The sequence below is a fragment of the Pseudomonas sp. TE3899 genome (genome assembly GCF_056279105.1).
Window position 1 is genome coordinate 2,408,775 of sequence record NZ_JBWBQR010000001.1, and the last position, 12,914, is coordinate 2,421,688.

The following is a 12,914-nucleotide window of genomic DNA, read 5'->3' on the forward strand; positions in this document are numbered from 1 at the left end:
TCAGTTTCCTCTTTGGTGAGCATCGCCGGGCAGGACCCGGACGCTGGCAAAGGTCTTGTCATCGAAACTCGCGCCCAGGGACGCCGCGCGGACATGCAGGTACCAGGCGCCGCTCTGGTCGAGGGTCACCGGCGCTTCATACACGCCGTCGCCGACATCCAGCGCCGCGACTTCCTGGGCCCGGGATGTCGGGGCGCGGAAGTAGCGCACCTGCACGTCCTTGACCCCGCCGCGTTGGGTTTTCCCGGGGCCTTCAACGATGCGAAACCGCACGACATACGGGTCGCCCACTTTCGCGGTGTACTTATCGAGCAGGAATTCCACCTTCGGCACGCCCGGGTGTTGGGCCAGGTTTTTGTCCGGTTCTACCAATGCGGTGAAGCAATGAATGATGTTCGGTTGGTTGAGCAGGAACGCCACGTCGAAACGCCCCGCCGCTGGCAGCTTGATCCGTGCGCTGTACAGCCCCGGTTCGACCTCGCGCAAACTGCGGTCGATGACCATCGCCGCCCGCGCCACTTGCCCGCGATTGGGGTAGCCGGACATCGGTGCGTTCATGCCTTCGGCGTAGAAGTAGGTGGTGTTGTCCACCGGGTTGACCACGAACACCGCGTTGTCGTCCCGAGACACCGCCAGGCTCGACGCCAGGGGTAAATCACCGGCCAGGCGTGGCGCCTGGGGCCCGGCTTCGAATCCCTGGCTGATCGGCGTGCGACCTTCGCCCAGAGACGCGAGGTTGATCATCGTCACCTTGGCCGAGGCCAGTCCGCGCACGTAGGCATAGGCCTTGGTGAACACCACTTGGTAGGGTTCGGCGGAGACGTCGATGTTGTGGATCAGCGAATTGGTGGCGGCGTCGATGATTTCTGCACGGTTCTCCAAGGTGTTGAGCACCACGCCGAAACGGCCGTCGGCGCTGAAACCCATCGGGCCCAGGCCCTGGCTCAACTTGATCACCCGCCGCACCGCCAGGCTGCTGGTATCGACCACGGTCACGGTGCCGTCCTGGCCATCGGCGACGTACACCGCTTGAGACAGCGGCGAGTACGCCACCGACAACGGGTGCGCGCCGGTCTTGAGTTGTTGGACGATGGTCAGGCTGGCGATGTCGATGAGGCTCAGGGTGCCGTCGTCGCGGTTGGTGACGAAGGCATGGCGGCTGTCCTTGCTGAAAGCGATTTCGTGGTGGCCACGGCCGGTGGCGAGGTGTTTGAGGGTTTTGAGGCTGCGGCTGTCGATCACCGTGACCCCGGACTGTTCGGCCGTTTGGGCATTGTTGCCGACCCACAGCAAACGCTCGTCCGGTTGCAGCGCGACGCGCACCGGGTTGCTGCCAGCGGCGACCGAGTCGATCTGTTTGAATTGCTCACTGTCGAGCACGGCCACTTCCCCGGCGGTAGGCATCGAGATGAACACGCGTTTGTTGTCTTTGGTGGTGACCCAGTCCATCGGCGGTTGCTTGAGATCGATCCGGGCCATGGTGCTGGTGATGCCGCCGACCGACACGGAAGGATCGACCACTGAAACGCTGGCATCGCGGCTCATCACCAACAGGAAGTAGCTGTTCAGGTCCAGCAGGGGCCGCGCGTTGATACTGGATTTAAGGAACACCCCGACCCGGGATTTGCAGCTCTGTTCACGGCCCTGGGCCTGGTCGGCAGCAACGGTTTCCGGGTCGAGCCAGGCGCCGGGGTTCACCCCCGACAGCGGCTGCCCCGAGCTGCTGTCGCTGACCCGGAACTGCACGTCGGCAAAACCGCCTTCGCGCAAGACGCCGTCCTCGGCCAGTGGTCGCACCTTGAAGTCCACCGCCACCCCGTCACGGGCCAGTGTCTGGCCGCTCCAGGTGTCGGGTAACGCGACCTCGCTGAGCAGCGTCGGCGGCGCCGTGCGCCAGATACCCAGCCACAGCAGCACCGCCGCGACAACCAGCGCACACCCGGCGACTCTTATTGTTCTGTTCATACCGCCTCTCCCTTACCCATCCACCACACCACACCCCTGTAGGAGCGAGGCTTGCCCGCGAAAGCGTCATCCGCCACACCGCCAAAACCACGTCGATCCCTTACCTGTAGGAGCGAGGCTTGCCCGCGAAGGCGCCATCCGCCACACCGCCAAACCCACGTCGATCCCTTACCTGTAGGAGCGAGGCTTGCCCGCGAAGGCGTCATCCGCCACACCGCCAAACCCACGTCGATCCCTTACCTGTAGGAGCGAGGCTTGCCCGCGAAGGCGTCATCCGCCACACCGCCAAAACCGAGTCGATCCCTTACCTGTAGGAGCGAGGCTCGCCCGCGAAGGCGCCATCCGCCACACCACCAAACCCACGTCCATCCCTTACCTGTAGGAGCGAAGCTTGCCCGCGAAGGCGTCATCCGCCACACCGCCAAAACCGAGTCGTCCCCATCGCGGGCAAGCCTTGCTCCTACAGCGATGGCTTCATCCGCCACACCTACGGAGCCGGCGCCGGTTCAGGTTCATTGGTCACCCGCAACAACCCCCACAACCCGGCGGTGTTGCCGTAGGCGGCGTAGTCGCGGAACAGGTAGTCGCCCGGTATCGCATTGCTGCCCCCGGCGCTCGGGTGCATGAAGCTGAAGTGCGCCGCCGGCAGGATGCTTTCGTGGGCGCCGATGTACATCGACATCGGGTTGTAGCCGAACCGCACCGAACCCACCCCGGGTGTGCTCATCGGATAGCCTCCGGTGTCGCTCTTCTCCGACTGGAACGGGTTGACCGACCACACATGCCCATCGAGCTGGAAGGTCGAGCCACGGCTGCCACCGGTCGGCATCAGGATGTGCGTGCGGAACGGTTGCCCCGGTTTGGCATACAGCACCGGTGTCTGTGGATCGCCCCCCACCAGCGCATTGCTATAGGCCATGTGCGCGTTGGGCACGTCGCCGTAGCCATTGCCATCGGCATGCCCGAACGGTGCGTCAGGCGCCAGGCCGAAGCGGAACCACATCGGCTCGGTCTTGTAGTTGATCGCCATGCTCGAGTTGTCCTGAGGATCGGTCGGCACACCGTTGCCTTCTGCGGCGATGCCTTCCACCGGACGCCCATTGGCCCAGCGCATGTTGAGTGCCTTCTGCCAGACCATCGCAAAGTCGCGGTAGGTGGTTTGCCCTGGCGCAGTGACTGTCGCATTCACCTTGCGCGCGTCCTCAACCCAGGTCGCACCGATCGGCAGGATGCTCATCGCGCCACCGAGGCCTTTTTGTGGCTGCTTGATCACGTCCGCCGGGGTGAAATTCAAGCCGCCGAACTCCACCGCCGTGGCGTTGATGTTGTCGACGCTGCGCCCCAGTTGCGAGATCGGCTTGCCTTCGCGCTCCAGGTGCCCGGCGTAGTACTGATAGGTACGGGTCGGGTACGGACCGGTATTGCCAACGCGTGGCGGCACGGTCTGGATCGGGTTGGCGCCCACGTTGGTGCCGTCGGATTTGGTGATGTCATACGCCAGTAATTGCGCATGCAGACCCACCGTGCTGGATGGCCGCATCAGGTTGTTGCTGAAGGTCGTCGAGCCCTCGCCACCGTTGCGATCACGCTTGACCATCCCCATCATCGAGGCCGTCTGTGCCAGGTCCGGCATCACGCTGGGCAGACGGTTTTCCAGGGTGATGTTGATGCAGTCTCCGGCCGCCGCGCGCAGCACCAGCGGTTCGACAGGCACACCGGGTTTCAACTTACCGGTGACCGGATCGAGGTCAGCCTTGCGCACGTAGAGAATCGCCGTCGGATCATGCAACGGACCGCTTTGCCCGCCGATGGTGAAGGTCGTCCCGTCCTCAGGGTCGTTCACCGTGACTTGCGGAATGCTCACGGCCCGCGAGTTGTACACCAAGGTGCCACCCGCCGGATTCAACGGCCCGCCGACGTGTTGGCCGAGCCCCGCCGGGTCGGCCATGGACAGGTTCAGCGGGTTGCCGAGGATGTCGTTGGCCAGCGCCGCGACCACTTCATAGTTGCGCTGCACGGTGGGCCGGGTGCCGATGCCATTGGGGTTGGCGCCAATCCGTGGGCAAGTCCCATCGAAGGCCACGGTGTTGCGCATGCCCGCCGGTTTCGGGTTGTTCGGCAGCGCGAACAGGTCGTTGCGCTGGGCCGTGTAGTTGCGCATCACGCCCCAGATTCCGCTCCAGTAACCTTCCAGGGACGCGTCCATCGAGTACAGATAATCCCCGGTGGTAGCCGCCGAACTGGAGAGCATCGACACCGGTGCAATAAAGCCCATCTGCTCGGAAATCCCGATCATCTGCGACGAGCGCCAGCCGGAGTTGGAGCTGTTGCCGAAACCCGAGCCGCTTTGCAGCCATTTCACGCCATGCAGGGTCACGTTGTGCTCTTCTTCGTGACCGCCGGCATGCACCCGCAGCCGCACGTTGTCACCGGTGTAGGTGCGCAGCATCGGGGTGAACGGGTCGCCTGGTTCGGCGCCGCCCTTGTTGATGTGCGGCGGGAACAGCGTGGTGCCGCCGGTAGGTCCGGTGGCTGCAGTGACCAGGTTCGGCGCCAGGTTCATCGCCGGGATCGCCCGATCAGTGCGGCTTTGCATGGCATACGCCAGGTCGCCGCCGAGGCCGTCGGCCTGCATGCCGCGCTTGCCATCCGGGCCGACCTTGTTCGGGTCGTACACCCGCAGGGCCAGCGGTTCGTTGCGGTAATTGACCACGAACATCCCAGGATCATCCACCGAGATGGCTTGCGGGCAAGGTCGGCTTGGGCAGCCGGGCGTCAGTCCACCGCGGGCTTCGACCACCTGCTCAAGCAGGGACTCGGCTTCCTTGCGCACCGGAGGGTTGATCGCGTAGCGGAAGCTGTCCGCAGTGGCCGGGAACGCTTGTGGATTCGGCACACCATTGGGCCCGGCGCCCACGTACACGCCAGCTTCATAGGCGTGCTGGAAGTCGCTGTATTCGAGGAAGAACTCACGGAAGCTGTCGTTCTTGCCGTCGCCGTCCAGATCGCCCGTGGACACCACCGCTTGCCATGAAGTCGGCCCGCCATCCTGGCGCGCGCCGCTGTACAACGGCTCGCCGGTTTCGGCGTGGAACCAGGTGGAACCGGCCGGTTCCGCCAACACGGTGGCGTACAAGCCAATCTGCTGGTGAGTCGATGGGCCGAGGTGGTCGTGGGTGAAAATCGTGCCCAGGCCACGGTCGACACCTTTGGCATTCACCACCGGGTCGACAAACCAGCGCTGCATCGCCGTGCGCGCGCCCATCCAGTCCGAGCGTCCATATTGGCCGAAGAACGGGTGCGCCTTGGCTTTCGGACACGCAGGCGTGCCGTCCCGTGGGTCGGTGCCTTCGCACTGGTTGAACTCGCGAATGGCGTGGATACGTTCTTGCACGGCGCCGGGGGAAAGCACGCCGTCTTCGTAGTTCCAGCCGTTGGCCGAACCGTCGGCGGCGGTCAGGTCCCATTTGGGCAGGTGGATGTGCTGGCCGATCACGTCGGTCGGCGTGCGCACCTGATAGTCGTCCATCTCATAGGTGGCCGGTACCAGGTTGGTTTGCTGGTATTGCACGCAGTCGAAGGTGTTCATGCGCATCACCAAAGGCTCTGGCGGACGCTGCTTGGTGATTACCGGCCAGGCGTCTTCCCACAGGGCGAGGATGCGCGCTTGCGGGAAGTGGTAGCCGACCTTGTTGTACACCGCGTCGAACTGGATATTCGCGGCTTTGTAGATGCGCGGACGGTCAGCGGTGAAGGTCGAGGAACCGGTGAAGGACAGGCCGTCGACCCGCTCGCCGCTGTTGAATTCGCCGGTACCGGCGCTGGCGGTCAGGCGTTTTTGCCGGTCGTCCATGCACGGTTCGTAGTACGGCGCACCGGCGATCGGCAACGCACCATTGGTGCGGAAAGCCTTCGCTACGACTTGATTACCGGGCAGCAGCGCGAAGCTTGGGTGATCCTTTTTCGCGTGGAAGGCCATGGCCGCCTGCTCGACTTCGGTGCCCTCCTCCGGCATGTAGATCGGTTTGGCCCGGGTCACTTCCTTGGAGAAATCCAGGGACGTGGTCACGGTGTGCGCAGTGCCGCCAGAGGAAAAGCCATCCAGGGAATGCCGGCCCAAACCACCGTCCCAACCGCCGGACTGCGCCGGGTCGAGGTTGGCCCACAGGGCATTGCCACTGGTTTTCAAGGTTTGCGCCTTGGCGGCGTCGAGCATGTCCAGCGGTGGTGTTGGCGGACGTTGGCCGACCGAACTTTCCATGCCGCCGATCCAGAACGGATAGCCGGGGTTTTTCAGGCTGCCGTCGGCATTGCGATTGGCTTCGCTGCGATCCACCAGGGCCAGGGAGCCGATGGCTTGCGTGCCACCGCCCTGATGTTCGCCGTCATCATCGTCATCATCAGCCACCAGGGTTTCGCCGATTTTCGGCACCACGGCGACCTTGCCCGGCATCGGCGCCATGGCCTTGCCTGGCAACGGCACAACCGCAGGAATCGGCGTGCCGGCGACAATCTCGCCATCGGGCAAGGCCCGCGCGCCCGCCGCCGGTTTACCGCTGCGCAAGGCATAGGGTTCGCTGTGATAACCGTCGGCGCCCTGCTGCGACACTTCGAGTTTGGTGCCTTCTTCGAACACATCGTGGACCCGCCACATGCTCCACATGCCCTGGGCGAAGTGCGGGTAGAAGTGGCAATGATAGATCGCATCGCCCGCCACGCGGTTGCGGTTGCCCGAGCCGCCGTTAGCGATTTCGTAGGTGTAGCCGGCGCCCGGGCCGATGCCCTGGGCGTCGACATAATCGGAGTTGTCGTCGTTGGGGTTGAACAGCCACTGGTGCCCGTGCAGGTGGAAGATGTGCTGCTCGTGACCGTTGTGGGTGTTGCGGAATTTGACGAAGTCGCCAATGTAGCTGTGGTTGACGTTGGCCGGTTCGGACGGGTACAGCGCCATGGTCGCCTTGACCCCGACCTGATCGGCGCGGGGTGTTTCGCCGGGGCGAATGTTTTCCAGGCCGGCGTTGGCCGGCACATCCACCAGCATCGCCACGTCGCCGACGGTGTGGGAACTGAGGAAGAATTCTTCGTAGGCGCAGGACAAGCAATCGTGCATCGGCCCGACGCCCAAGCGGTTGGCCACCACCTCGGCGCCCATGCCGCCGGAGCCGTAATTGATCATGAACGAGTCGCGGGTCGGCTCCAGCACGTGGGCCATCACCGGGTCCGCCCAATACGCCGGGAACGCTTGGGTGGCGGCGGTTTCGTCCTGGAACTGCGAGGCGAAATCGCGGAACGGCTCCAGCCGATTCGGAATCGCCGGGTTGCGTTTGCCGATGGCTTCCAGCGGATAGGTCGAGGGCGGGAAGCTGCCGTCGGCGTTGCTGCCCATCACGATCGCGTCGCTCTCGCTGGAAATGATTTCATTGCCATCGACCATGCTGATGATCGGCGTGCCGGCCTTGCCTTCACGGATCCACGGTTCGCGCTGCGGATAGCGCGCCTGGTAATCGACAATCGGCTGACCGGCGGGCGTGCGGCCGGTGCTGGCCAGGCGCATTTCTTCTTCGGTGACGGTATTGCGATAAGTGCGGCCGCCCTTGGGCACCACCACTACTTCGCCGAACAATCCGTTGGCGACGTTACCCGCATCGCCTTCGCCGCCGAAAGTCGCACCGCGACTGCTGGCGGCAAACGCGCCTTCGCGCTCGGCGTACAAGGTGTAGGAACGGCTGGCGCCAGGGGCGATCAAGGTGTTGGCGTTGCGCCCGGTGTAGGACGCGATGTCGTCGATGCTGTTGACCGCTTGCAGGCCGTTGACCTGGAAGCCGACGTGGCGGTCAGTGACTTGCTCATCGACTTTGAAGTTGCCTTCGTTGCCAATGGCTACTTCACCCTCGATTTCACCCACCTCCCCGCTTTCGTGACTGCCAGGGTTGGCCTGATAGGCCAGCAGGTTTTGCAGGTTGACGGTCAGGCAGTCACCGGCAGCAACCCGCAACACCAGCGGCCGTGGACGCTTGTCGGGGCGCAGCGAGACTTTGCCCGGCACCGCCGAACCACCCAGCGCCAGGGAGCGGTCATGGTCATCGACCACATCGCGGCGCAAGGCGAACATCATGCCGTTGGCATTCTGTGCGCCGAGGCGGTTGAACATCAGCGGCTGGTCGAGCGCCACGACGTTGGCCACCAGATTGCGCTCGCAACGGACGGCCGCTTCGGCCATCTCGATGCCCAGCACCGACGCTGCCAGCAGCAGCCAACTTAACAAGGACGGAATGTGGTGTATGCCGGTCATGATCACGGGCCTCGCTGTGGGTGCTCACAGGAATAATTCTCGACAAGTCCGGTTGAGCAATCTGCATGCCATAAATTATTTGCTTGTATATCAATCTGTTAGAGAAACGAGTTGATAAGCCGGGGGATATTCCCCACCCATTCCCCACATTCCGGGCGTACCCGGGTTGCCCCACATTTGGGGCAATCTGCCCCATCACCGTCGATCACAACGGCGCATCCACGGCCAGGCCCTGCAAACGCCGGTACTGGCGCAACACGCTGGGCACATAACGCTGGGTTTCGGCGAACGGCGGGATCACCCCGCCTCGGCTGAGCACCGCTTGAGGTCCTGCGTTGTAGGCCGCGACGGCGAGGCTGATGTCGTTGTCGAACAGGGTCATCAGGCGCTTGAGGTAACGGGCGCCGCCCTGGATGTTGGCCTTGGGGTCGTAGACGTCGGTCACCCCCAGCTCGCGGGCGGTGTCGGGCATCAATTGCATCAGCCCGCCGGCGCCTTTGGCCGATGTCGCGTCGGCGTTATAGCGCGACTCTTCCCGGATCACTGCGTGCAGCAGCGCCGCCGGTAATTGATTGGCCGTGGCCGCCGCCGACACCAGCGCGGCGTAGGGCTGATTGGCGATCATCTGCGGTTGCTGATCCATGCTCAGTTGTGCGGATTCGGGCTCGTGAATCACCCGTTCATAGTGCCGTCCGGGGCGGTGGACATTGGACAAAACGTAGCTGCCCTTGGCATCCATGGAAACGAAGACATCGGCCTGGGCGACGCCGCTCAGCAGCAGCGCGCCGAGCAGTCCTGCGGTGAGAGTTTTCATGTTTCATACCTCCCCTGGCCGGCCCCGAAAAACGGGGCTTATGCCCCAATGGCCGGTAGTCAACCAGCCATACGCAAGCACTGTGCCGTCGGCGCCAAGGCCCGGATCACAAGGGGTTCAGCGGTATCTCCAAGCGTGAGCATGGCAATTGCATACGCCTTAATAGCGACCCTGCTGCCCACTGGATTGAGGTCATCATGAATCAGCGTCCGTGTTCCGCCCCGCGCCTTCAACGCGGGTTCACCTTGCTCGAATTGTTGGTGGTGTTGGTGGTGCTGGGGTTGTTGGCCGGCATCGTCGCGCCGAAGTATTTCGCCCAACTCGGGCGCTCGGAAGTGAAGGTCGCCAAGGCGCAGATCGAAGGCCTGAGCAAGGCACTGGATCTGTACCGGTTGGAGGTCGGTCACTACCCGTCCACCGAGCAGGGTTTGCAGGCGCTGGTGACCGCGCCGAGCGATGAAACCCGCTGGACCGGCCCTTACTTGCAGAAAAAACTGCCGATGGACCCATGGGGTCGCGCCTACACCTACCGCTACCCCGGTGAAAACAGCGAGTACGACTTGCTGTCCATGGGCAAGGACGGGCAACCCGGCGGCGAAGGCGAAAACGCTGAAGTCACTAACTGGCAATAAGCGGAGCAACGCCCATGCGCTTTCATCTCAAGGCCGTCGGCAAGGCAGGGGTGGTGTCGATGACCGTCGAGGCCCCCGGCCACAGCGAGGCCCGACGCATCGTCGAAGACCAGGGCTTGCGCGTGGTCAGTCTGCAAGCCGAACGACACTGGCGGGCCCTGCGCCTGAGCCAGCGCGAGACGTTCAACCTGGTGCTGTTCAGCCAGGAACTGACCACGTTGCTCAACGCCGGCCTGCCGCTGATCGATGCGCTGGAAAGCCTGGCGGAAAAAGAAACCGCGCCCCAGGCCCGCAAAACCCTGAGCGAACTGGTGCGCCTGCTGTACGAAGGCAAATCGTTTTCCCAGGCGCTGGGCCAGTTGTCGGCGGTGTTCCCGCCGCTGTACGTGGCGCTGGTGCAATCCAGCGAGAAGACCGGCGCGGTGGGCGAGGCGCTGGGCCGTTACGTCAGCTACCGCCAGCGCATGGACGAGGTGCGGCAGAAGATCGTCAGCGCCTCGATCTACCCGCTGCTGTTGTTGATCGTTGGTGGTGGCGTGGTGCTGTTTCTGATGGGCTACGTGGTGCCGCGCTTCAGCCTGGTGTTCGAAGGCCTGGGCTCGAACCTGCCGTGGATGTCGCAGATCCTGATGAGCAGCGGCATGTTCCTCCATGCCCATCAGCTGGAATTTTTCGGCACGCTCACGGCGATCATCGTCGCCATCGCCTTCCTGCAGCGCCAACCGGCCTTTCGTCGGGGCGTGGACCGGCTGATCGAAAAACTTCCGGCCGTTCATCAGCGAATCTTCATGTACGAACTGGCGCGCTTCTACCGTTCCCTGGGGATTCTGCTGCAAGGCGGCATCCCGCTCGTCACGGCAATGGGCATGGTCCGCGGCCTGCTCACCGTGGCCTCGCGCTCGCGCCTGGACCAGGCCTGCGAGCGGGTGCGCGAAGGCCAATCGTTGTCCACCGCGCTGGAACTCAACCACCTGGTGACCCCGGTGTCCCTGCGCCTGCTGCGCGCGGGCGAGCAGTCCGGCAACCTCGGGCAAATGATGGAACGCAGCGCCGACTTCTACGACGAAGAAATCAGCCGCTGGCTTGAGTGGTTCGTACGCTTGTTCGAACCGCTGCTGATGACCTTCATCGGCCTGCTGATCGGCGTCATCGTGATCCTGATGTACATGCCGATCTTCGAACTGGCTTCAAGCATTCACTAACCCCACTGAATAAATCCGCGCGTTGCAGTGTTCACCGATTGAATGAAGCAGCACGTTGCATTGTTCATCCACGTTCCAATCTGAAATAAGAAGACGGAGAACGACATGCACATCAACAAGCTTTTATTGGCAGTAGCGATAGGCGCGGTGTTGTCGGCGTCGACCATTTTGATTCCGGACAGCCTGTCCGGTGTATCGAGTGCACAGGCCAAGGAAGGCGGTAGCGGTGGTGGTGGTCATGGAGGCAGTGGCGGTGGTGGCGGCGGAAGTGGGGGCGGCGGCGGTAATGGCGGCGGCCACGGAGGAAGTGGTGGTGGCGGTAATGGTGGTGGCGGCGGCGGTGGGAATGGTGGCGGTGGCAGCGGCAATGGTGGCGGTCACGGCGGCAGTGGCAGTGGCGGCAACGGTGGTGGCGGCAGTGGTGGCAGCAGTGGCAGCGGTCACAGCGGCAGCGACCACGGGTCAGGACACACCGGGGACGCGGCGTCCTCCGGGCGCAATGGCACACATGCCGAGCCGGGGGATGATCATGGGGTACACCGGGCGGGCGAAGTGGGCGATGACCATGGCGTGCATCGTGCCGGTGAAGTCGGCGATGACCATGGCGTCCATCGCGCGGGTGAAGTCGGCGATGACCACGGTGTCCATCGCGCGGGTGAAGTCGGCGACGACCACGGCGTACACCGCGCCGGTCAAGTGGGTGACGACAACGGTGTCCATCGCGCCGGTCAAGTAGCCGATGACCGTGGCGTCCACGTCGGCGGCGAGCCGGGGGACGACAAACGGATCAACTGATCCCCCCGAATCCCTGTAGGAGCGAAGCTTGCTCGCGAAGGCGATTTCACATTCAACAGGGATGTTGGCTGACACACCGCTTTCGCGGGCAAGCCTCGCTCCTACAAGGTGGGGTAATGAGACAGATCTATTTGGTTTTTTGGGCCGCTGCGCCGCCCTACGGGGTGGTGCGGCATTCCGACAAGCCCCCTCGCCACAAAAATGAGTGAAGTCACGTCAGGAAGAGGCCTACAGACATGGCAGATGTTTCGGGCTTTTTGGCGGTTGACTGCCCTGACCTCTCTCCCTATCCTCGCGCCCGTCACGACTCATTCGTGATCGGGTTTGACGGCTCGGCTTTTATCCAGGACCTTGCGCGGCTTTATGGCAGCTGTGCGTGGGGCACTTTCGAGTGCGCCGGGTTCCTGGACCGGTCCGTCAACCTGCGTACAGTTGCCACCTATTCGTTTGACGGCGATGACGTGGCAACTCCATTTTTCAGGAGATGCACATGACCCACGCAACCACAAAATCCACCCCGTTCGCCCCCTGCGATCACACCGACCACCACCTCTTCGCCGTACAACCCGACATCCCCCTGCTCGATGCCCTGGAACACGCCTCAATCTTCCTCAGCGGCGCCGAAGCCCTCGCCCATCAAGCCCCCAACGCCACCCGCCCGGAACATATCGCGACCCTGCGCTGGGCCAGCAAGCACCTGCTCGATACTGCCCGTTCGCTGGTACAAGCCTCAATCGATGGTTTGCACGCCGCGCAAGCGGGAGGTGAGGCATGAATCCGCATATGCCGATGACCAGCAATGAATCCGACACCCCGGTGTTGCTGGTGGCCACGCAGGCGCCGTTGGACGTTTTGCACTGCCAGGCCTCCGCGCGGTTTCTGGCGGGGACGCAGATGATGGAGAGCCTGGCCAGCCTCGATATCAGTCAGGCCAAGGGTGCCGATGTGCAGCAATTGGCGCTGGCGGCGGCGCTGTTGTTGCGCGATGGGTGTGATGTGATGGATGTGTTGGGGCGGCGGATTCGGGCTCGGGGTTAAACGCCGGGTTTGAGGCCAGCCGTTAGGGCCTCTTCGCGGGCAAGCCTCGCTCCTACACGGGGGATCGTCGTACACAACATCTGTGTTCACCGCCGATCCCTGTAGGAGCGAGGCTTGCCCGCGAAGGCGGCGTGTCAGCCAACATCCTTGTTGAATGTGAAACCGCTTTCGCGAGC

General features: G+C 63.5%; 8 protein-coding genes. 5 read left to right on the forward strand and 3 right to left on the reverse strand.

What is annotated here, in order from left to right; genetic code table 11:
• From ACZ89E_RS10835 to ACZ89E_RS10845, 3 genes are all read right to left on the reverse strand, one after another.
• Window positions 1-1,965: a YncE family protein gene (locus ACZ89E_RS10835; protein WP_476255622.1), complete on the reverse strand. Its 1,965-nt coding sequence runs from the start codon at window positions 1,963-1,965 to the stop codon at window positions 1-3.
• A 487-nt stretch (window positions 1,966-2,452) separates the two neighbouring features.
• Window positions 2,453-8,257, reverse strand: a complete 5,805-nt coding sequence (gene mnxG / locus ACZ89E_RS10840) for a manganese-oxidizing multicopper oxidase MnxG (protein WP_476255623.1) — start codon at window positions 8,255-8,257, stop codon at window positions 2,453-2,455.
• Window positions 8,258-8,462: 205 nt separating this feature from the next.
• Window positions 8,463-9,071 (reverse strand): lytic transglycosylase domain-containing protein, encoded by a 609-nt coding sequence (locus ACZ89E_RS10845; protein ID WP_149658717.1) that lies wholly within the window; start codon window positions 9,069-9,071, stop codon window positions 8,463-8,465.
• A gap of 197 nt (window positions 9,072-9,268) precedes the next feature.
• Between ACZ89E_RS10845 and gspG the strand changes: the two genes are divergently transcribed.
• The 5 genes from gspG (at window position 9,269) to ACZ89E_RS10870 (ending at window position 12,738) form a co-directional block, all read left to right on the forward strand.
• Window positions 9,269-9,703, forward strand: a complete 435-nt coding sequence (gene gspG / locus ACZ89E_RS10850; protein WP_149658718.1) for a type II secretion system major pseudopilin GspG — start codon at window positions 9,269-9,271, stop codon at window positions 9,701-9,703.
• A gap of 14 nt (window positions 9,704-9,717) precedes the next feature.
• The gene (locus ACZ89E_RS10855) at window positions 9,718-10,905 is read left to right on the forward strand and encodes a type II secretion system F family protein (RefSeq protein ID WP_476255624.1); all 1,188 of its coding nucleotides are present in this window, start codon (window positions 9,718-9,720) and stop codon (window positions 10,903-10,905) included.
• Window positions 10,906-11,010: 105 nt separating this feature from the next.
• Complete coding sequence (locus ACZ89E_RS10860) at window positions 11,011-11,700, forward strand: hypothetical protein (protein ID WP_476255625.1); 690 nt, start codon at window positions 11,011-11,013, stop codon at window positions 11,698-11,700.
• A 490-nt stretch (window positions 11,701-12,190) separates the two neighbouring features.
• Entirely contained in the window at window positions 12,191-12,475 is a 285-nt protein-coding gene (locus ACZ89E_RS10865) for a DUF3077 domain-containing protein (protein WP_149658722.1), read from the forward strand.
• Window positions 12,472-12,738, forward strand: coding sequence for a short-chain dehydrogenase (locus ACZ89E_RS10870; protein WP_476255626.1), 267 nt, complete (start codon window positions 12,472-12,474; stop codon window positions 12,736-12,738). The genes ACZ89E_RS10865 and ACZ89E_RS10870 overlap by 4 nt, the downstream gene beginning before the upstream one ends.
• Window positions 12,739-12,914: the final 176 nt, after the last annotated feature.